Raw genomic sequence first — 20,621 nt, 5'->3', positions numbered from 1 at the left:
CCGAAGTGTAGGCTTTGCCCGGCTCACGCGGCAGGGGCGGCCGCGTGGCTCTTCTGTTCACAGCTGTTTGGTCAGGATGAAGCTGCTGTCCAGGGCCGTGGGATAGCCCTGGGCGTCCTTGGCGCTGCCTGCATCGCCAAACTGCAACTGTCCGCCGGTGACCAGCGCGAGGTCCTTGAAGCTCGGCAGGGTCGAAGGCGTGATGGTGATCTTGTCAGATCCGGAGGGCCCCGTTCCCACGCTGTCGATGGCCACGTTTCCCGAGAGTTGCGGGACGGGGACGGGATCCGCGAGCTTGAGACCTGTGCAGCTGGTGATGGCGAAAACGGTGACCGTCGTCGTGAAGGAGCCGCGGGTCGCGTCAGTCTTGGTGGCCGTGAAGCTCGTCAGGGCGGAGACATTGACGCCGCTAACGACGGTGGCCTGGCAGTTGGTCCAGTTGCCAACGTATTTGTCGATCGGCTCGGAAGATATCAGTGCGGCCGTGCCGCCATCGCCTCCGCCGCAGGCCGCGACCAAAACAGCCACGCTTGCGGCTGAAAACAACCAGGCCAGTCGAATCATGATGAACCCCCCGCTTGAAGTTGTTGACGGGACGATTCATGCTAGGCCATAAATCGGGACTGCGCAATCAGACAGGATCGGGGCTTGGTACTTCAACCCGAAAATATCGAAACATGAAAGCGTGTCTTCGCACCCATGGCGGCGTTGCAACCCTTGCGAAGGCGTCCAGCCTTCGCTGCGGCTTGGCGCTTTGCCCTGCATCCCGGCAACCGGATTTCTGGGTGCACCCTTCGCTCCTGCGGGTATTCCGGGGTCAGGAAAACACGGGGCGGAAAAAGCTGCGTTCGTAACTGATGATGCAGCCGGTGGCTGCTGCATATTTGAAGGCGGCCTGGCAGTCCGCATCTTCAAAGGAGCGCTGGCGATAGCTTTCGTAGGCGGCCAGGCTGTCAAAGGTAAATAGCGCCAGCGCGATGTTGTTGGCCCCTTCGCTGGGCATGAAATAGCCGTGGTGTTTGCCGCCGAATTTTTCGACCAGCGGAATCCACAGTTTGCCGTAGTGCTCAAATTCCTTGAGCTTGGTGGCATCGAGTACGTAGCGCAGGTAAATGGTGACCATGAGGAGGCTTGCTTTCTGTGGATCAGCGTTTGATCCGGTACGGTTCTTCAAAATCGCGGAAATCGTTTTCAGTCAGCGCGTCGTCGGTCCAGGCTTTCACGCCAGGCAAGGCGCTCAGGCGCTGGATGTAGGCTGCGATCTCAGCAGGAACAGGCAGGGCGTAGCTTTTCAGGCGCATGCAGACTGGGGCGAAGAACGCATCGGCGATGCTGAACTCACCAAAAAGCATGGGCTCCTGAACGTTTTTATGCTGCGCCAGCAGCTCGCTCCACATGGCGATGAGGCGCTGCACGTCAGCGCGCACGGCGGGCTTGTCGCGCCAGATCAACTGACCCACTTCCCGCAAGTCGGCCTCGATGTTCATGGGGCAGGCCGAGCGCAGGGCGCCAAAGCCGCTGTGCATTTCGGCGCAGACGCTGCGCGCCCGGGCGCGAGCCTGCAGGCTTTGGGGCCAGAGCGCTTTGTCGGGGAAGCGCTCGGCCAGGTATTCGGCGATCGCCAGGCTGTCCCACACCACAAACCCATCGTCGTCCAGCGCCGGCACCTTGCCCACCGGGCTCACGCTGCCGATCTTTTGCTTGAAGCCCGAACCGGCGTCAAACGAATCAAATCGCAGCTTGACTTCTTCAAAAGGAATGCCGGCCTGCCTGAGCAGTACCCAGGGCCGCATGGACCAGGAGGAATAGTTTTTGTTGCCGATATAGAGCTTGAGCATGGAAATTCCCGATCTGCTGACGATGAAGGTCACAATGAAACGACAGGCGATGCTACAGGTACGCCAGCGCACCATTGATGCAAAAAAATCGCCGGATTGATGCTGCACGCAGCGAGCAAGCGTGGGGGGCAATAGCCAGAAGCGGTGGCTCTCCAGCCAGCAGGGGCCGCAGGCGCAGCGCCCCCTCGGGGGGCAGCGAACCACACGCAGTGGGGAGCGTGGGGGCCAAGAGATTCCAGCAGGGGCCGCGGGACTGGCTTTGCCAGACCGCAGGCGCAGCGGCCCCCGAGGGGCTGGAGCCTGCGGCTCCAAAGCTGCTTGAGCAGCTTTGGACAGGCGACAGAGGCGAAGCGTCTCGCGAGCCGCGGCCTGCAAGGCCTCGGGAGCTACACGCAGTGAGCGACCGTGGGGGCCTCAGAACCGCCCGGCCGTCTTGCGCTTGGCCGTCAGGCCGCTGCGCAGGCCCTGCGCGCCAAGGTAAGACGGGGCAATGGCGCCCAGGGCGGCGGGCGTGATGCCCAGCGCCTTCAGACCGGGCAGCTTGCCGCTGGCCACATTGTCGGTTTGCATGGCGTCCAGGTTGTCGCGGCTGAGCAGGGGCTCGCCGGGCAGCAATTCCATCAGGCGCGCCTGCAGGCGCCCCAGCGGTGCCGGCAGTGCGATGACCGGCCGGCCCTTTCCGCCATTGACGCCGGCATAGCGGCCCGCCAGCTCCACCAGTTGCCGCAGCGTGAACACGTCGGGCCCGCAGGCTTCGTAGACCTGGCCAATCGAGCTGCTGTCCTGCAGGCAGTGCACCACGGCGCTGGCGACGTCTTCCACCCAGACCGGCTGGAAGCGCGCCTGGCTGGCGGCCAGGGGGACCACCGGAAACAGCTGTTGCAGCCGGGCAAAGGTGTTGAGGAATTTGTCCTCGGCACCAAAGATCACGCTGGGGCGAAGCAGCGTCACATCCAGCCCGGCGCTGAGCAGGACCGCCTCGCCACGTGCCTTGCTGCGCTGGTACATCGATGCCGAGCTGACAGAAGCGCCGAGCGCGCTGATGTGAACAATGCGCCGTAACCCAGCGGCCTCGCAGGCCCGCACCAGTGCCAGCGGCAACTGCACATGGGCCTTTTCAAACGCGGCCTCCGTGCCGTGCAGGATGGCGATCAGGTTCACCACCGCGTCATGCCCGGCCAGCAGGGATGTCAGGGCTGCGCTGTCATGCACATCGATTTCGATCACGTCGAGCATTGGCAGCGTCTGGAGGTGACGGGCGTTGTCAAGCCGGCGTGTCGCCACGGTCACGCGGCATTGCAGTTGGGCCAGTTTCTCGCAGACATGGCGGCCCACAAAACCGGTGCCGCCGAGGATGAGAACTTGTTTCATGGACCTTAATTTAGCGCGTTTGGGCAACTTTGCTTTAAAAAAATGATTTTTATCGTAAAAACGGTTTTGACACCGTTTTTTCGAGGAGTTAAGCTATTAAATTAATAGCTGATTTGCGTGCTGGCGTCGAATCCTCTGTAGGCAGAACCCGCCATTTGCCTACACGCGCGGGCAGGCAGGGTCCGGACAATTGCCGGATGAATATCTTCGAAGCACTGCGCATCAGCCATGAAACCCAGCGCGCCCTGGCGGACCACCTGATCAGGACCGAGGGCGATAGCCCGGAAAGGCACAGTCTCTTCAAGGGGCTCAAACTGGAGCTGGCGGCCCACGCGGCCGCCGAGGAGCGCTTTTTCTATGTGCCGCTGATTGCCCACGACATGACACAGGAGCCGTCGCGCCACGGTATTGCGGAGCATCACCAGATGGACAAGCTGGTGGAGCAGCTGGAAGCAACGGATTTCACGTCACCGGGCTGGCTGGCCACGGCGAAAGAGCTGCACCACAAGATCTATCACCACCTGGAGGACGAGGAGCAGGGCATCTTCCAGCTGGCGGGCAAGGTGCTCACCGAGGCCGAGAAGCTGTCGCTGGCCAAAGGCTACGAGGGTGAGTTCGTCTCCCAGCGTGTCGGGGGCTGAGAGAGTGAGAGTTTTTCGATTTCACTCCCTCTCCCTCTGGGAGAGGGCGGGGGTGAGGGCCGGCGAGTGGCCACAACACTGGAGCACAGCCCCTCACCCCAACCCTCTCCCCAAAGGGGCGAGGGAGGAAATGCCGTCGCTTCGAAAAACTCTCAGCCTCTGAGGCCTTCGCTGCAGGCCGGCGTGGGCCCCGTTCAGGGATAAATTTTCTCTCCGCGGCTCAGCATCCCTGTGAATTGCAGGAGGCGACGCTCCCGGGTCTCCTGCTTTTTCGCCGTCTGGAGCCGAAACAGGATGGCGTAGCGGTTGCGTGAGTCGAGGGATTCAAAAAAGGCTTTCGCCTGGGGCTCCCTGGCCAGCAGGGCCGCCAGGTCTTCAGGGACGGTCACCTTTGCCTGCCCGTCGTAGGCCGCATCCCAGCGGCCATCGGCCTTGGCGCGTTCGATCTCGGCCAGGCCGGCGGCTTGCATGTGCCCGGCAGCCAGCAGCGCCAATGCCTTCTCACGGTTGATTTTGGACCAGATGCTCCTGGTCCGGCGCGGCGTGAATTTCTGCAGGAAGTATTGCGCGTCCAGGCTTTTGCGCTGGCCGTCTATCCAGCCCTGGCACAAGGCCGCTTCCAGCGCTTCGGCGTGGGAGATGGACGCCAGGCCCGAATCCTTCTTGGCGATCTGCAGCCAGACACCCGGGCTGCTGGCGTGGTGTCTGGCCAGCCAGTTCGTCCAGCATTTCCTGTTCCGGCAGGCGAGGACCGCCATGGCCCCGACAGCTTGGGTCATGGTGTCATTTTTTGCGTGGGCAGGAGGTCAGGTGCTGGCAATCTTGCGCGGCTTGCCGAAATCGTCGATCGCCACATAGGTCAGGCTGGCCTCGGTGACCTTGATGTAGCGGCCCTGTGCGCGAAAGCGCTCGGCATACACCTCGACCTGCACCGTGATCGAGGTCGTGCCAATGCGGGTGAGGCTGGCAAAAAAGGAGAGGATGTCGCCCACCCTGACCGGCTGCTTGAAGATGAACTGGTTGACGGCCACGGTCGCCAAGCGGCCGCCTGCGTGGCGGGCCGGCACCACCGAGCCCGCCAGGTCGACCTGGGCCATGACCCAGCCGCCAAAAATGTCGCCATTGGCGTTGCAGTCGGCCGGCATTGGAATCACCTTGAGAACCAGCTCCTTGTCGGTGGGCAACTGGACGCTGAGGGCATCTGCAGCCTCGGCGGCCTCAGCGACCGCCGCAGCGGCGGCTTTGGCGTGGATACCCGGGCTGGCGCTTGATTCGAAAGACATAGGCACAATCTTGAGTAGGAATTTAAACAACCAGGAGCCGGTAGGCTCTTGTCACGATTGTCACTCATGCGCTCCCGAGCTTCCACTGCCGATTCTTCCCTTCACCTGCCTGCTGCGGCCGGCTCCCCGACGGGGGCGGCTGCGGGGCGTTCGGACCTGGGGACGCTGAAGCGGCTTTTCCCGTATTTGTGGGAGTACAAGTGGCGCGTCGTGGCGGCCCTGAGCTTCATGGTGGGCGCCAAGCTCGCCAACGTGGGCGTGCCGCTGCTGCTGAAAAACCTGGTGGACACCATGAGCTTCAAGCCCGGCGATGTGCAGGCTGTGCTGGTGGTGCCGGCGGCGCTGCTGCTGGCCTATGGCCTGCTTCGCCTGTCGACCACCCTGTTCACCGAACTGCGCGAGCTGGTCTTTGCCAAGGCCACGGAAGGCGCGGCCCGGCGCATTTCGCTGGAAGTGTTCCGGCACCTGCATGCGCTGAGCCTGCGTTTTCACCTCGAGCGCCAGACCGGCGGCATGACGCGCGACATCGAGCGCGGCACGCGTGGCGTGCATTCGCTCATCTCCTACTCGCTGTACAGCATCATCCCGACGCTGATCGAGGTCACGCTGGTGCTGACCCTGCTGGCTGTCAAGTTTGACGTCTGGTTTGCCGCCATCACCGGCATTGCGCTGGTGTTCTACATCTTCTTCACGGTCACGGTGACCAACTGGCGCACGCAGTTCCGCAAGACCATGAACGAGCTGGACTCGTCGGCCCACAGCCGCGCCATCGACTCGCTGCTGAACTACGAAACCGTCAAGTACTTCAACAATGAGGAGTTTGAAGCGCAGCGCTACGACGAGAACCTCAAGCGCTACCGCAAGGCTGCCATCAAGAGCCAGAATACCCTGAGCCTGCTCAATACCGGGCAGCAGCTGATCATTGCGATCGGGCTGATGGCCATGCTGTGGCGCGCCACGCAGGGCGTGGTCGATGGCCGCATGACGCTGGGTGACCTGGTGATGGTCAATGCCTTCATGATCCAGCTGTACATTCCGCTTGGCTTCCTGGGCGTGATCTACCGTGAGATCAAGCAGAGCCTGACCGACCTGGACAAGATGTTCACGCTGATGGAGCGGGAGCGGGAAATCGCCGACGAGCCCTCAGCGCAGCCGATCTGCATCGATGGCCCGCCGGCCGTGCGTTTTGAACATGTCAGTTTTGCCTATGAGCCGGCCCGGCCCATCCTGCACAGGGTCAGTTTTGACATACCACCAGGTAAAACGGTGGCCGTGGTGGGCTCCTCGGGCGCCGGCAAATCGACGCTGGCACGCCTGCTGTTTCGCTTCTATGACGTGAGCAACCCGCACGAGGGCGGCCGCATCACCATTGCCGGGCAGGACATCCGGCACGTCACCCAGGCCAGCGTGCGCCAGGCCATCGGCATCGTGCCGCAGGACACGGTACTCTTCAACGACACGGTGGAATACAACATTGCCTACGGCAAGCCGGGCGCCAGCCACGCCGAGGTGGAGGAGGCGGCCCGCGCGGCGCGCATCCACGACTTCATTGCCTCCACGCCGCTGGGCTACAAGACCATGGTGGGCGAGCGCGGGCTCAAGCTGTCGGGCGGCGAAAAGCAGCGCGTGGCGATCGCCCGCACGCTGCTGAAAAATCCGCCAGTGATGATTTTTGACGAGGCCACCTCGGCGCTGGACTCGGCCAACGAGCGCGCCATCCAGGCCGAGCTGCGCACCGCCGCGCAGAACAAGACCACGCTGGTCATAGCGCACCGGCTTTCCACCGTCGTAGAGGCGCACGAGATTCTGGTGATGGACAACGGGCGCATTGTGGAGCGCGGCACGCACGCGCAGTTGCTCGAGATGGAAGGCGCCTATGCGCGCATGTGGGCGCTGCAGCAGAATTCCTCAGAGGCTTACGCGTAAATCGGCAATTCATAGGCATGTGGCGGCGGAAATTTGCTATTTAATTGATAGCTGACTGCATATCCGCAAGACCCCGCCACCCCTCCGGGCGCCGGGGCCCATGGGAATCCCCGTAGCGCCGGGTGCCGGCCGGGCTCGCATAATCCAAGGACCTAGCGGCCGTAGTTGACCGCTTGATCGCCTTTTGGAGCTTGCATGAGCAACCACACCAGTGACTTTGAACAACCTCGCCGTTTGGTTGAGAGCGCTACACGCCCGATTGAGCCGTCCTGGCGCACGCTGGCAGCGTTGCTTCTCCTTGCAGGCAAGTGCCTGCTGCCTCGTCGCGCCTTGCCAGCGCACACCATGACGGCCCACTCGGGCGCGTCCAACTGCGGTCGCTAGGTCTATGGAAACCAAATGGCTGGAAGATTTCGTCAGTCTTGCTGAAACCCGCAGTTTCAGCCGCTCGGCCCAACTGCGTCATGTGACCCAGCCGGCCTTTTCGCGGCGCATCCAGGCGCTCGAAGCCTGGGCCGGCACCGACCTGGTTGACAGAAGCTCCTATCCCACGCGCCTGACGCCGGCCGGCGAGACGCTGTACAGCCAGTCGCTGGAAATGCTGCAGGGTCTGCAGTCCACCCGCGCCATGCTGCGCGGCCATACCTCGGCCGGGCAGGATGTCATCGAGTTCGCTGTGCCGCATACGCTGGCCTTTACCTTCTTCCCGGCGTGGGTCAGCAGCCTGCGCGAGAAGTTCGGGCCGATCAAGAGCCGGCTGATCGCGCTCAACGTGCATGACGCGGTGTTGCGGCTGGTGGAGGGCAGTTGCGACCTGCTGATCGCCTACCACCATGACTCCCAGCCTTTCCAGCTGGACCCCGAGCGCTATGAAATGGTGACGCTGGGCCAGGAAGTGCTCGCGCCGTTTGTGAAGGCCAATGCCGCCGGCGAGCCCGAGTTCAGCCTGCCGGGGCGGGCCGGGCAGCCTTTGCCCTACCTGGGCTACGCGCCCGGCGCCTATCTGGGGCGGGTGGTCGACCTGATCCTCAAGCAGTCCAGTACCGCGATTCACCTGGACCGGGTGTATGAAACCGACATGGCCGAGGGCCTGAAGGCCATGGCGCTCGAGGGGCATGGCATCGCATTTTTGCCGCTCAGTGCCGTCAGGAAAGAACTCCGGGCCAAAAAGCTGGTCAGCGCGGGCGGTAACCTGGAGATGACCATGGACGTCCGCGTCTACCGCGCACGGCCCACATCCAAAGAGGCGGCCAAAAGCCATGCACAGGCCCTGTGGACCTATTTGCAGACCTCAACCGGCCCCCGGGACAAGGCGGCGGGCCGGGGCGGAATCCAGCCGCCGACCCGATAGCCTGGGTGGACTAGGTAGCAACCCTTAGTGGTTATAAATAAAATGCATAGTTGTCCACTCAAACAGCATTGGTGTTTTTGCACCCGCAAACTTACAGTGCGTCACCTTCGAATTTTGACCATGACCGAATTCCCAAGCTCTGCTGCCCCTGCATCCCGGACCCCGCTGGAACATCCGGTTTCCAACGGGATGCAGCGCCGCCTGGTGGCATGAGGATGTCTGGAGGCTGGCCGTCCTGCGGGTTGCCCGCTGCCGCTCCGCACCTCGACGCTCGTTGCACGCCCGGGTTGAAAAATCAGGGACGCCCGGCTAAGGTGTGGCACAAAGACTGCTTACATATGAAATTGATAGCGCTGGATTTTTATACATGCACCATTTTGGAAGCCCGGGAAATCGTCGTTGGTACCGCGGTTTTCAAGGCAGTATTTTCAGGCACGGTCCCCTGTGTCCGTCCCGCCTGAGCCGCTGCGAGAGCCGGGTAAACCTAGGCATGGCCTTGTATCCAGCTCTCTAAAATAGTATCTACTCACCGTTTCATTTCAACACAGGAGATTCCATGAAACTCAAACTAGCCGCTCTGTCCATCGCCTTGCTCGCAACCGGCGGTGCCATCGCCCAGGCGAACGACACCATCGCCAAGGTCAAGGCCTCAGGCGTGGTGACCATGGGGGTGCGCGACTCGTCCGGTCTTTCCTTTACCCTCGGTGACGGCAAGTACGCCGGTTACCACGTTGACGTGTGTCAGCGCATTCTGGCCAGACTCGAAAAAACGGTAGGCAAGAAACTGGAAGTGAAATACCTGCCGGTGACATCGCAAAACCGCATTCCCCTGGTGCAAAACGGCACGGTCGATATTGAGTGCGGCTCCACCACCAATAATGCGACGCGCCAAAAAGATGTTGCGTTTGCTGTGACCACCTTTGTTGAAGAGGTTCGCATTGCGGTGAAAGCCGACTCAGGCATTACGTCTATCGCCCAGCTCAATGGCAAAAGCGTGGCCACCACCACCGGCACCACCTCCGTCCAGACCTTGCGCAAAAACGAGCGCGCCACCGGCATTGACTTCAAGGAAGTCTTCGGCAAAGACCACTCCGACAGCTTTCTGCTGCTGGAGTCCGGCCGTGCCGATGCATTTGTCATGGATGGCTCCATCCTGGCCAGCAACATCGCCAACTCCAAGAACCCCGCCGGCTTCAAGATCGTCGGTGAAGTACTGAGCGTTGAGCCGATTGCCATCATGATGCGCAAAGATGACCCGGCGTTCAAAAAATTGTCGGATGACACCATCAAGGACCTGATCAAGTCCGGCGAGCTGGCAAAAATATATGACAAGTGGCTCATGCAACCTGTTCCACCGAAAAATGTACGCGTTGGGTTGCCAGCCAGCGACAGCACCAAGGCTGCTTGGGCAACGCCTAACGACAAGCCCATGGAAGATTACGCCAAAAAGTAATTCTGGCAGTTGAGTTAAAACCAACCCCGCCTGCGACTTTTCTGGCGGGGTTTGTTGTTTGCTCCAGAGTAAAACAACGCGATAAAAACAAAACTTATTTTTGGCGGAGTCACCATGACCTGGGATTGGCAAGTATTTTTGAATGACGATGGGAGCGGGCGCACTTACCTGCAGTGGATGATGGACGCCTGGGGCTGGACGCTGTCCGTCGCTGGCTGTTCCTGGGTCGTTGCCATCGTGATGGGCGGCATCATGGGCACGCTCAGAACCCTGCCCAACAGCCCCTGGCTGGTCCGGCTGGCCAATGTCTGGGTTGAAGTCTTTCGCAACGTTCCGTTGCTGGTTCAAATTTTCATCTGGTATTTCGTCATACCCAAGATGTTTCCGGCGATGAGAGACCTGCCAGGCTTTGTGCTGGTCGTGTTTGCGCTGGGGTTTTTCACCTCGGCACGCATTGCCGAGCAAGTCAGGGCCGGTGTCCAGGCGCTGCCGCGAGGCCAGCGCTACGCCGGCATGGCCATGGGTTTCACGACGGCCCAGACCTACCGCTATGTGATTTTGCCGATGGCGATTCGCATCATCATCCCGCCGCTGACCAGCGAGTCGATGAACCTGCTGAAAAACTCGTCGGTGGCTTTTGCCGTGTCGATTGCCGAGCTGACGATGTTTGCGATGCAGGCGCAGGAGGAAACGTCACGGGGCGTCGAGATTTATCTGGCCGTGACGGCGCTGTACGCCGTGTCGGCCTTTACCGTCAACCGGATCATGGCTTTCATTGAAAAGAAAGTGCAGATTCCGGGCTACATCGTGGCCGGCACCGCAGGTGGAGGACACTGACATGCTTGGACTCGACCTGAGTTTCCTGAACTGGGACATCATTTCCAGGTTCGTCAAGAACGGTTTCATCTTCAGCATCCAGCTGACGGCGATCGCCACCCTGGGCGGCATTATTTTCGGCACCATTTTGGCGCTGATGCGTCTGTCCGGCCGCAAATTCCTGATGCTTCCGGCCACCTTTTACGTCAACGGCATGCGCTCCGTACCGCTGGTGATGGTGATCCTGTGGTTTTACCTGCTGGTGCCCACGCTGATAGGGCGGCCGATCGGGGCCGAGCTCTCGGCCATCATCACCTTCGTTGCGTTTGAAGCGGCTTATTTCAGCGAGATCATGCGGGCCGGCATCCAGTCCATTTCGCGCGGCCAGGTCCACGCCGGCCAGGCGCTGGGCATGACCTACGGCCAGAACATGCGCCTGGTGGTGCTGCCGCAGGCCTTTCGCAACATGGTGCCGATTTTGCTGACGCAGACCATCATCTTGTTTCAGGACACCTCGCTGGTTTACGCCATCGGTGCCTATGATTTGCTCAAAGGCCTGACAACCGCCGGCAAGATTTACGGCAGGCCCGAAGAGGCCTACCTGCTGGCCGCCGTGGTTTATTTCGTGATGTGTTTTGGCTTGTCGTATGTCGTCAAGCAGCTGCAAAACAAGATTGCCATTGTTCGATAGCAGTTCGATAACAGTTTGTTAAGGCTCCCCGGAGAATAAGATGATTCAACTCAAAGAAGTTTCCAAATGGTACGGTGCCGTGCAGGTGCTCAACAACTGCAGCACCAGCATCAAAAAAGGCGAAGTGGTCGTGGTCTGCGGTCCGTCCGGCTCGGGCAAATCGACGCTGATCAAAGTCATCAACGCACTCGAACCTTTTCAAAAGGGCCAGATTTTTGTCGATGGCCAGGCGGTGCATGATCCCAAGACCGACTTGCCCAAGCTGCGCTCTAGAGTCGGCATGGTGTTTCAGAATTTCGAGCTGTTTCCCCACCTGAGCGTGACGGAAAACCTGACCTTGGCCCAGATCAAGGTGCTGGGCCGCAACCAGACCGATGCGACGGCGCATGGCTTGAAATACCTGGACCGCGTGGGCCTGATGGCGCACAAGGACAAGTTCCCGGGCCAGCTGTCGGGCGGGCAGCAACAACGTGTGGCGATTGCCCGCGCGCTGAGCATGGACCCGATTGCCATGCTGTTCGACGAACCGACCTCGGCGCTCGACCCTGAAATGGTCGGCGAGGTGCTGGACTGCATGATGGGCCTGGCCGTCGAAGGCATGACCATGATGGTGGTCACGCACGAGATGGGTTTTGCCCGCAAGGTGGGCAGCCGCGTGATTTTCATGGATGTGGGCGGCAAGATTCTGGAAGACTGCTCCAAAGACGAGTTCTTCGCCCACCCCGAAAACCGCCAGGCGCGCACCAAGGATTTCCTCAACAAGATCCTTTCCCACTGAAAAGCTTACGCAGCGTTCAAAAAGCCCCGCATCGCGGGGCTTTTTTCATGTGGTTGACCCGTCCTGAATAAGTTGACACTAAAGGGCGCGACTTTGCGTGTAGTCTTCAGTTCCGCGCGTGGCTGGGACAGTGTGGTTCACGTCGAATGCTTTAGTGATTCGATAGTTTCCTCAAGAGCAGCTTTGTCGGCCACAGAGACTTCTTCAAGTCCGGCAAGGTCGTACATTACCTTTCCGAGCATACTGAGCTGATCTACCCATGCTGTACCCGAAAGAAGACCAATCGTTCCCAGATCCGTTGAATGAAGATCCATCTCTTCGCGCTTTAGTGCCTCGAGTTCAGGATCGCTGTGATTAGGTCGGCGCAGCGGTTCTGTATCAAGAGACTCCTTTGCCCCGACGAGAGCAATAAGGCATAGCTGCCTGTAGCTGAGTCGCTCCAACTGCTTGAGTAAAAGGTGTGCAGTTTGCGGCGACACGTAGTCGGTAAAGACGAGATTCGCGTAAAAAAGCCCCAGATGGCGAACCTTCTTCTCCTCGAAGGAATCGCGGGCCTTGAGCAGGACGGCCTCTAAGAGTTCTTGACTGGGGGAGCCACGATACTCCATGTTATCGAAGAAGCCATCAGAACGACATATATGTCCAGCGAGCAGTCTGGAGCTAATTCGGTAGGTGGCGACATCTGTCGCGGCATCGATACGAATCCGTTCACGAGGTGAGAGAAGTCGAGCTGTGACCTCTTTGATAACGATTGCGACGCTCGGTGCGATTAGCTCTCCCGCACCGGGCGGAACCGTCTCAAAAAACTCCGCGGTATATCCGACCGATAACCCGGCAAGCTCGGCCCCGTAGCTAAGAAAACGCTGAATAGGTTGCCCAGTCATGATTGGGTAGGTTCCGCCGCTTCACCTCACGCCAGCGCAGGAAACCCGTCACCTAGGAATATCAATTGAGTACCGTTACTTGACTTCTCGGGGAGTCCCTGTAAAGGGCACATGTCACCAGCGCGCTTGGTCTTCGACGAGTGCATATGGGTCGATAGAATTTGTCGATAGATACGTACGAAAACTAGCAATGGCCCGTTGAAGCAGAAGCGTGAAGAGAGGTGGTGGATATGCAAGATACCAATTCGGGTCGCCAATATAGCCGTGGTAGTAGGGCGCGCCAGACGTAGGAAATACTTCCATGGCCATACCGGGCTCGCGAGACTCGTGGACTAGGCTGTTGCGGTAACGATAAAGAAGGGCTCGGTGTTGATAATCGCGAATCGCTTCCTCTTCCTTCTCAGTTGAAGCCAACGCGAGCAGTTCGTCGGCAGGTTCGTCAATCTCAGTGACTAGCAATGATCCACCGTCGTCCGTAGAGTGTGCGTCTACCTTTTGGGTCACGTGTTGGCCGAGCGGGCGATGAAGGAGTTTTAGTGTTTTCAGTTCGTCTCGGAGAAAGGGCAGGCTCACAAGCTCTCCTTCTGGCCATGATCCATGTTCCTTCACGAAGCGAGTGAAGCGCTCACGATTCTGGCGGGACAACTGAGGGTAGGCAGACTTGTGGTATCTGAGCCCCGCTAGTGTGTCAATCGCAGTTAAACAGAGAACCTTCCTGTACCGAAATTCGCTTCCGGCGCTACTGTCAGCATCGTTAGCCGTTGAGACCGTGACGCATCCAATTGCCGCAGACTGGCGTTCGAAGTACTCGCAGAACTTGTCGATGCTTTCCGTGACGGTCATTGCATGTACCCTAACATGGTTCAGGGGCGCGCGAAGATCGCACCTATAAAGTTATGAGGCTGCTGTTTCGTGCGTCCCCGCAACCACTTGTTATGCGGCATTTTCTTGGGTACTGCGTTGGCCCCTGACTGTCTGCTTGCAACCCCAGACGGGCGATATCGATTGCGAATCACCTCCGGCCTTCCATTGCCGCGGGCGGGAGCGTGAAGAAGACGGCCGCGCCGCGCCCTGGCGCGCCCTCTGCCCACACGCGGCCGCCGTGGCGTTCGACGATCCGGCGAACGGTTGCGAGCCCGATCCCCGTTCCAGGGAATTCGCTCTCGGTGTGGAGTCGCTGAAAGGGCCGAAACAGCTTGCTGGCGTAAGCCATGTCAAAGCCGGCTCCGTTGTCGCGCACCACAAATACCTCGCTGCCATTGCGCTGTTCCGTTCCGAACGCGATCCTCGGTTCACCGGTCTTGACCGTGAATTTCCACGCGTTGCCGAGAAGATTGTCAAACAGAATGCGCAATAGCTGGCGATCCACCCCGGCGACGAGGCCTTCCTGGATCAGCAGGCTGACCCGCCGTTCGGGTTCCTTGCGCTGCAGCTCTTCGCCGGCGGCCAGGGCAAGCGCGGAGAGATCGACCGGGTCCCGGCTGAGCTGTGCTCTCGCGATCCGCGAGAGATTGAGCAGGTCGTCGATCAGCTGCCCCATCCGGCCGGCTTCCTCCCGCACCACGCGAAGAAACCGCCGTCCTTCGTCGTCGAGCTGCGTCGCGTAGCCCTCCTCGAGCAGATGCGTGTATCCGTTGACTGCACGCAGCGGCGCCCGCAAGTCATGGGACACGGAGTAGCTGAACGCTTCCAGTTCCTCGTTGGCGTGCATGAGCTCCGTGTTCAGCTCATCGCGCGCTCGTGCCATGGTGAGGTGCGTGCGCACCCGCGCGAGCAGTTCCTGGGACGTGAACGGCTTGGCGAGATAGTCGTCCGCGCCGGCGGAAAGGCCTTCGAGCGAGGCTTCCTGACCCGCGCGCGCCGACAGCAAAATCACCGGCAGCGTGCGCGTTTCGGGATCCTCGCGCAGCGCCCGCACCAGGCCCAGGCCGTCGAGGTTCGGCATCATCACGTCGCTCAGCACGAGGTCCGGTTTTCTCTGCTGAATGGCGGCGAGCGCTTCGCGGCCGTCGGCCACCACCTGCACGTCGTAATGCGGCGCAAGTAGGCTCGAGAGGAAGGTCCGCAGGTCACGGTTGTCGTCGGCGACGAGCACGCGAGCACCGCTCCTTGCCGGAGCGGAGGCGATCGGCTGCGACTCATAAGGCAGCCATTGCAGCGCCTCGTCGAGATAGGCCGACGCGCTTCTCGCCACCGATGCGGCCTCCGGGGACTCTGCTACGACATGCTCCGGCGGCAGGTGGTTGCGCCCGCCGCGCAGCGTGATCGTGAATTCCGCACCCTGGCCTTCGTCGCTCGCGACGCGGATCTCGCCGCCGTGCAGCTTGACGAGCTCATGGACCAGCGCAAGCCCGATGCCCGTGCCTTCGTGCGAGCGAGCGCGCGCGCCCTCCACCCGGTGGAACCGCTGAAAGAGTTTCGGCAGTTCGCTCCTGGGGATGCCCGAGCCCGTGTCCTTCACCGTCAGGTGCGCGCCGCCATCCGCCGCAACAAGGCGCAGGCTCACCCCGCCCTCGAAAGTGAACTTGAGCGCATTGGAGAGGAGATTCATGACGATCTTCTCCCACATGTCGCGGTCGACGTAGATCGGCGCCGGCAACGGCGGGCATTCCACCGCAAAGGAGAGCCCGGCTTTTTCCATGGCCGAGCGAAACGCGCTCGCCAGATCCGCGGTGTAGCGTGCGAGGTCGGTCGGCGCGAACCGCGCGGAGTGCCGCCCGGCCTCCATGCGCGAGAAATCGAGCAGCGCATTCACCAGGCGCAGCAGGCGCAACGCGTTGCGCTGCATCTGGAGCAGCCGATCCCGCGCCTCGGCACCAAGCTCGCGCTCGGCAAGCAGCGTCTCCAGCGGTCCGAGCAGGAGCGTGAGGGGGGTCCTGAACTCGTGGCTGACGTTGCTGAAGAAGGCGGTCTTGGCCCGATCGGTCTCGGTCAGGGCCTCGGCCCGCGTCTTTTCTGCCTCGTAGGCACGGGCATTGGCGATGACGGTCGCCACCTGATCCGCGGTAGCCCGAAAGAACCTTCGATACCGGTCTTCGAATGCACGGTGCGGGCTGATGCCGGCAACGAGAAACCCATAAGGCTCGGACTGGCCTGTCCGCGAAAGCGGCAGGACGATAGCTCGTTCGGGCCGTGCGTTCCAGCGACCCGCCGGCAGCGGCCCGAAGCGCGACGAGAGGTCGTCGACGACGAGTTCCTGAGCGGTTCGAATGACTTCAGCAAAGGGCCAGGAAGCTGTACTTGCACCCTCCTTGACCGGCACATGCGCGGGCCTGGCGCGGCCTTCATACTCCTTCCAGCCGCTCACGGCGACGAGTTCAGCGTCGGAAGCCGTCTCGTTCAGAACATAGAGCAGCACAAACGGGAGATCCAGTTCGTTGGCCGAAAGGACCTCCGCGGCAATCCGGTACGCTTCGTTCTCGGATTTTGCTTCGGCCGCCCGCGCGGCCAATTCGTGCAGCATCCGGATCTGGCGTTCGCCCTGCACCTTCACTGTCGTTTCCTGCACCGTGTTGAGCAGGCCGCCGACGCGCCCGTCATCGCCTGGGACGGGGCTGTACGAAAACGTGAAGTACGTTTCCTCGACCATGGCCCCGCTGTTAATGAACAGCTGAAGGTCCTCCGTCCATGTCGCCGGGCCTCCTTCCTGGACGCTCCTTGCCATGGGCCCGGCAACGTCCCAGACCTCGGCCCACATCTCCGCGGCTGGAGCGGCGAGCGACGCGGGGTGCTTGTCCCTCAGAATGGGGCGGTATGCGTCGTTGTAGAGGTGCAGGAGATCGGGGCCCCACCAGAGCAGCATGGGAAACCGGCTGCCGAGTACGACGCCCAGCATGGTTCTGAGACTGTTCGGCCAGGCTTCAATCGGGCCGAGCTTCGTCTTGGACCAGTCCGTCGCGCGCATGATCGCACCCATTTCGCCGCCGCCGGTAAACAGGTCCCTGGGAGGCGCGCCGACAGGGGCGGCGGCGCCCGGCACGTTGACGGCGTTGGAGTTGGTGTCCGCTACGTTTTTGTCTGTCATTTGCTACCCGGTGAGGATCGCGAACAAGGTGGTCACAACGATAAGAGCAATGTGTCGCACGTCAAGGCGCACAACGCAATGCGTAATGTATGCCCGGGGTCTGCGGTACGCAACGGCCGCTGCGGCATAAGGTGGCGGTCTCGAAATGAGCTAAGTGATTGTCGGGAAATGACTTTCAGCACATTGCAGCCTTACGCCAGTTAAATAAAAAGCACTAAACCCCGCAGTTGAATTTTAGGGAGCAAGCCGTGAAGACGCCTCCTCTAAATAGACTAGTTTCTTGAAACGCCATAGGCCTTTTCTGTTTTACCCATCGGCACGGCGGTGCGCTGCGGGCGACCTCTCCGGCTGGTGGAGGGGCAACTGCCGGCGTGGATGTGAGTACTAGCTGCCAGGCCGGGAATAAGCTGGCCGGGCATAATCTAGGGGCAGCGCGTTTGCTGGCGATATCCCGGGTACACCAAAATCCTCCGCATTTCGGATGAGCCAACAGCTGTTGGTTCTACCGAAACGCTTGCGCTCATATGACCGATCACTACACCACCCTTGGGCTCAACAGCGCTGCGACGCTGGCCGATGTCAAGAAGGCCTTTCGCCAGAAAGCGTCTTTCTTGCACCCCGACAAAAACGCCGCCACTGATGCGGGGGCGCGCTTCCGTGCGGTGCAGGAGGCTTACGCGGTGCTGTCCGATGCGGACAAACGGCAAGCCTATGACGACAACCGGCGCCGCAACCTGCTCGACAGTCCGGTCGAGACGGCGCGCGAGATCTGGACAAATTATTTCAACCCCCTGCTTTGATACGTGCATGACACGAAGGACCCCGTGACATGACGATCACCCCTTTTTTCCTTGAGTTGCGTTCGGCCTACCAGTCTGAAATCGATGACCTGACCTTTGACTCCGAAGGGCGCGATGTGCTGGGCCAGCGTTTGGCTGATAAACGCAGGGAGATCAATTTCCTTGTCCACATGATGGAACTGAGTCCCGAGATGGTGGCGGTGATGTTCCATCGCGGTTTTCACTTCAAGTTGCCTGGGGTGATGGATCACCTGCTCAGCCTTGAGGCGGATGAGTTTGCGGAGTGGGGCGGCTTTGCTGACGCGGTTGAATTGGCACCCTGGGCCCAGGACCTGGCCGAGGTGGTGCTGAAGCAACCGGGCGGCGAGTGGTTTTTGGCGGTGGCTGCCGGCCTGGAGTACATGGCGGGCAAGCCGGTTGTTGCATCTGCCGGGCAGAGTGAGGATGACGAGTCCGAAGACGACGACGAAAGCAGTCATGAGGACGGCGACAATCGCCCGCAAGGCTTTGACGCGGATGAATACGGCGATGGAGCAGACGACGAGAAAATCCGGCAGGAAGCCGGTGCCGACTGGCTGGTCGAGCAGGGCTTTGACCGCAAAGATTGATGGATGACCGACAGATTGGATTGGACGTGAAGCTTTTATGAACCACCTTGCCCTGATTGCCAAGACACAGACCCTGATTGCCGCCGGCGACATCGTGGGCGCCGAGTCCGCACTGGTCGAACTGGCCGACACCGAGGGCGACGCTGCGCTGATGGTGGTGCTGGACTTGCTGCCGCCCAAAGACATCCTGGCGGTCATCCGCGAATACGACAACTCGAAGGAATCGGTCATCAACCTGCTGGTCACGCCCGAGCAGTTCGCGCGCGCGGTGGTGATTGAAAAGCAGTACAAGGACCTGACCCGCACCCACCTGCGCGGCATGGTCAACTCGGTGATCTTCAGGGAAGACGCGGACCCGCTGGCGTTTTTGAATGCGATTGGCGACCTGGAGGGCGGCAGCGAAGCGCTGGCCGACTACTTCACTGAAAAGTGGAGCCGCGTCGAAGCCTTTGCCCGTACCGGCACCTTTGATGCCGTGGATGACACGGGTGAACTGCTGTCCAAGGCCGCCCTGCAGGCCTCGGCCTATGCGAAGCCGCGCGTCGAACAGGACGAAATTGCCGACCACGACTGGATGGAGCTCGCCTGGATTTTGCGCTACCAGTGCCCCGACCTTTTCATCGAGATGCTGACTGTGCTGCGCGCCAAGGCGCGTGCGCATGACCTGGGCGTCGAGGAGGAAGAAGACGCCGAAGAAGACGATGGCAAGGTCGAGACGGGTGATACCGACCGCGGCAAGGCCACGCCCGCTGCGCGCGAGTCAGACGAGGAATCGGCAATCTAAAAGCGGCATGAGTCCGAAAGCCCATCTCTCCACGATGCCCACGCAACCCTCAGCCCCGCCAGCGTCCGGTTCTTCGGTCTCGCTCCATGATGCGCGCCCGTTCTTTGAAAAGGCGCTGCAGTTTGGTGTGCAGAACGGCATCATCAACCAGCATAAGCTGGACGCCATTTGCGAGGATGCGCCCAAAGGCATGGTGCAGATTGCGCGCCACTTTGGCAGCGAATTTTTGCGCCCGGAACTTGAAAAGGCCAGGGACCGCATGGTTAACCTGGTCAGCCTTTACCTGGAAAGCACCAGTGGCGGCGACCTGCGCAAAGCCGCCGAGTCGCTGCGTGACCATTCGTTTTTGTCCCGCTCCAAGGGCGGCTCGGACATGTTGAAGGCCTTGCTGGCCCTGCCCGAGAGCACCAGCTTTGACACCAATCCGGGCAGTGACAGCCTTGACGGCCAGGCGCCGTCCAGCGTGTTTGCCGCGTGGACGCTCAAAAGCCTGGATGACTATCAGGCTGAACTGGCCAGGCGCAGTCCGGTCAAGCAGCAGAAGGACGCTGCCATCTGGCTGGCCGAACAGCTGGGGCTGGACGTCGCCGAACTGGAAGAGGCGCACACCCATGCCGAAGCAGTGATTCGTACGGCGCTCCTGGTGTTGTCCGCCACCCAACACGCCGAGATGCCGGATTGGGTTGCCTTTGAAAAAATGGTGGCGGCACTGCGCAAGAGATACGGACTAGCCAAAACCAGCGCCACAGCACTCGCGAAGAAGGCCGGCGCTGGTGCCGACAAGGGTAGCGCCAGGTCTTTGACCTTGCCCATCGTCCTTCCCCAAAACCTGCCCGATGAATTCAGGGCGGTGGTGGAGCTTGTGCGGCAATCCGTCGTTGCCGATTTACCCCGCATCCTGGACGCTTCCCTGCCGGCCAGGGCGCTTTTTGCCAAGGACAGTGACCACCGGACGCCGCCGCTCTTTGGGCGGTATTTCTGGCTGGAAGACATGGCGAGCGAAATCGACCACCATGACCGTTCTGTCTCCAAAGCCTGGGACAAGGCCACTGGGGGGAACAGCGATGACGGCTCGCTGCTCACGCTGTTTTTATGCGTGGCCGCCGGTGCCCCTCCCAAGACGCTTCTGAGCGAAAAGGCCGCTGCGGCCCTGATCCGCAAGAATCAAAAAGCGGGCGCCAAGCCGGGCTTTGACCCGGCCCTGGCCCATCAATACATCCTGGAGAACGCACCCGCGCAATACCAGGACGACTATGCCCGGTTGTGGACGGACTTTGTTGACGAAGCGCAGCACCTGCTGCAAAGCGATTCGGTGTTTGCGCAGGCAGATGCGCTGGCCCTGCTGCGGCGCGAGTGCAATGTGAAACAGTGAT

20 protein-coding genes are annotated in these 20,621 nt (G+C 60.8%); 11 read left to right on the top strand and 9 right to left on the bottom strand.

The features are described from left to right. Positions 1 to 57: 57 nt before the first annotated feature. The 4 genes from BPRO_RS19545 to BPRO_RS19530 form a co-directional block, all read right to left on the bottom strand. Positions 58 to 564: a hypothetical protein gene (locus BPRO_RS19545; RefSeq protein WP_011484798.1), complete on the bottom strand. Its 507-nt coding sequence runs from the start codon at positions 562 to 564 to the stop codon at positions 58 to 60. A gap of 253 nt (positions 565 to 817) precedes the next feature. Further along, positions 818 to 1,123, bottom strand: coding sequence for an NIPSNAP family protein (locus BPRO_RS19540; RefSeq protein WP_041388959.1), 306 nt, complete (start codon positions 1,121 to 1,123; stop codon positions 818 to 820). Between the two features lie 22 nt (positions 1,124 to 1,145). Beyond that, a complete protein-coding gene (locus tag BPRO_RS19535; protein WP_011484797.1) occupies positions 1,146 to 1,838 on the bottom strand; it encodes a glutathione S-transferase family protein in 693 nt (230 codons plus the stop codon). 414 nt (positions 1,839 to 2,252) lie between these two features. After that, positions 2,253 to 3,209, bottom strand: coding sequence for a complex I NDUFA9 subunit family protein (locus tag BPRO_RS19530; RefSeq protein ID WP_011484796.1), 957 nt, complete (start codon positions 3,207 to 3,209; stop codon positions 2,253 to 2,255). Between the two features lie 197 nt (positions 3,210 to 3,406). Here BPRO_RS19530 and BPRO_RS19525 point away from each other — a divergent pair, with 197 nt between their 5' ends. Beyond that, positions 3,407 to 3,850, top strand: coding sequence for a hemerythrin domain-containing protein (locus tag BPRO_RS19525; RefSeq protein WP_011484795.1), 444 nt, complete (start codon positions 3,407 to 3,409; stop codon positions 3,848 to 3,850). A gap of 194 nt (positions 3,851 to 4,044) precedes the next feature. On the opposite strand, the gene BPRO_RS19520 is transcribed toward BPRO_RS19525, so the two are convergent. Together BPRO_RS19520 and BPRO_RS19515 are read right to left on the bottom strand one after the other, a co-directional pair. Then, positions 4,045 to 4,629, bottom strand: coding sequence for a YdeI/OmpD-associated family protein (locus BPRO_RS19520; protein ID WP_011484794.1), 585 nt, complete (start codon positions 4,627 to 4,629; stop codon positions 4,045 to 4,047). Between the two features lie 27 nt (positions 4,630 to 4,656). Then, positions 4,657 to 5,133 carry an acyl-CoA thioesterase gene (locus tag BPRO_RS19515; RefSeq protein WP_011484793.1) on the bottom strand — a complete coding sequence of 159 codons (477 nt, stop codon included), beginning with the start codon at positions 5,131 to 5,133 and terminating at the stop codon, positions 4,657 to 4,659. Positions 5,134 to 5,199: 66 nt separating this feature from the next. Here BPRO_RS19515 and BPRO_RS19510 point away from each other — a divergent pair, with 66 nt between their 5' ends. From BPRO_RS19510 to BPRO_RS19485, 6 genes are all read left to right on the top strand, one after another. Beyond that, the gene (locus tag BPRO_RS19510) at positions 5,200 to 7,059 is read left to right on the top strand and encodes an ABCB family ABC transporter ATP-binding protein/permease (protein ID WP_011484792.1); all 1,860 of its coding nucleotides are present in this window, start codon (positions 5,200 to 5,202) and stop codon (positions 7,057 to 7,059) included. 388 nt (positions 7,060 to 7,447) lie between these two features. After that, on the top strand, positions 7,448 to 8,410 hold the full coding sequence (locus BPRO_RS19505) for a LysR substrate-binding domain-containing protein (RefSeq protein WP_011484791.1): 963 nt from the start codon (positions 7,448 to 7,450) through the stop codon (positions 8,408 to 8,410). 556 nt (positions 8,411 to 8,966) lie between these two features. Further along, positions 8,967 to 9,863 carry an amino acid ABC transporter substrate-binding protein gene (locus BPRO_RS19500; RefSeq protein WP_011484790.1) on the top strand — a complete coding sequence of 299 codons (897 nt, stop codon included), beginning with the start codon at positions 8,967 to 8,969 and terminating at the stop codon, positions 9,861 to 9,863. Between the two features lie 114 nt (positions 9,864 to 9,977). Further along, positions 9,978 to 10,700 (top strand): amino acid ABC transporter permease, encoded by a 723-nt coding sequence (locus BPRO_RS19495; RefSeq protein ID WP_011484789.1) that lies wholly within the window; start codon positions 9,978 to 9,980, stop codon positions 10,698 to 10,700. A gap of 1 nt (position 10,701) precedes the next feature. Continuing rightward, positions 10,702 to 11,370: an amino acid ABC transporter permease gene (locus tag BPRO_RS19490; protein ID WP_011484788.1), complete on the top strand. Its 669-nt coding sequence runs from the start codon at positions 10,702 to 10,704 to the stop codon at positions 11,368 to 11,370. Positions 11,371 to 11,410: 40 nt separating this feature from the next. Next, positions 11,411 to 12,148, top strand: a complete 738-nt coding sequence (locus tag BPRO_RS19485; RefSeq protein WP_011484787.1) for an amino acid ABC transporter ATP-binding protein — start codon at positions 11,411 to 11,413, stop codon at positions 12,146 to 12,148. 137 nt (positions 12,149 to 12,285) lie between these two features. On the opposite strand, the gene BPRO_RS19480 is transcribed toward BPRO_RS19485, so the two are convergent. The 3 genes from BPRO_RS19480 to BPRO_RS19470 all read right to left on the bottom strand — a co-directional run bounded on the left by BPRO_RS19480 (position 12,286) and on the right by BPRO_RS19470 (position 17,056). After that, entirely contained in the window at positions 12,286 to 13,032 is a 747-nt protein-coding gene (locus BPRO_RS19480) for a hypothetical protein (protein ID WP_011484786.1), read from the bottom strand. 114 nt (positions 13,033 to 13,146) lie between these two features. Beyond that, positions 13,147 to 13,875, bottom strand: a complete 729-nt coding sequence (locus BPRO_RS19475; RefSeq protein WP_011484785.1) for a hypothetical protein — start codon at positions 13,873 to 13,875, stop codon at positions 13,147 to 13,149. 169 nt (positions 13,876 to 14,044) lie between these two features. Continuing rightward, on the bottom strand, positions 14,045 to 17,056 hold the full coding sequence (locus BPRO_RS19470) for an ATP-binding protein (protein WP_011484784.1): 3,012 nt from the start codon (positions 17,054 to 17,056) through the stop codon (positions 14,045 to 14,047). Positions 17,057 to 17,580: 524 nt separating this feature from the next. On the opposite strand from BPRO_RS19470, the gene BPRO_RS19465 reads away from it, so the two are divergent. From BPRO_RS19465 to BPRO_RS19450, 4 genes are read left to right on the top strand one after another with little or no spacing between them, the layout of a single operon-like run. Then, on the top strand, positions 17,581 to 17,856 hold the full coding sequence (locus BPRO_RS19465; RefSeq protein WP_011484783.1) for a DnaJ domain-containing protein: 276 nt from the start codon (positions 17,581 to 17,583) through the stop codon (positions 17,854 to 17,856). 29 nt (positions 17,857 to 17,885) lie between these two features. Then, positions 17,886 to 18,464 (top strand): hypothetical protein, encoded by a 579-nt coding sequence (locus BPRO_RS19460; RefSeq protein ID WP_011484782.1) that lies wholly within the window; start codon positions 17,886 to 17,888, stop codon positions 18,462 to 18,464. A 37-nt stretch (positions 18,465 to 18,501) separates the two neighbouring features. After that, entirely contained in the window at positions 18,502 to 19,248 is a 747-nt protein-coding gene (locus BPRO_RS19455) for a hypothetical protein (RefSeq protein ID WP_011484781.1), read from the top strand. Positions 19,249 to 19,255: 7 nt separating this feature from the next. Continuing rightward, positions 19,256 to 20,620: a hypothetical protein gene (locus BPRO_RS19450; protein ID WP_011484780.1), complete on the top strand. Its 1,365-nt coding sequence runs from the start codon at positions 19,256 to 19,258 to the stop codon at positions 20,618 to 20,620. The last annotated feature ends 1 nt before the right edge of the window (position 20,621 follow it).

This window comes from Polaromonas sp. JS666, from assembly GCF_000013865.1.
Taxonomy (GTDB): Bacteria; Pseudomonadota; Gammaproteobacteria; order Burkholderiales; family Burkholderiaceae_C; genus Polaromonas.
The sequence above is the reverse complement of the archived record's forward strand: the minus strand, read 5'-3'. Positions and strand labels throughout refer to the sequence as shown.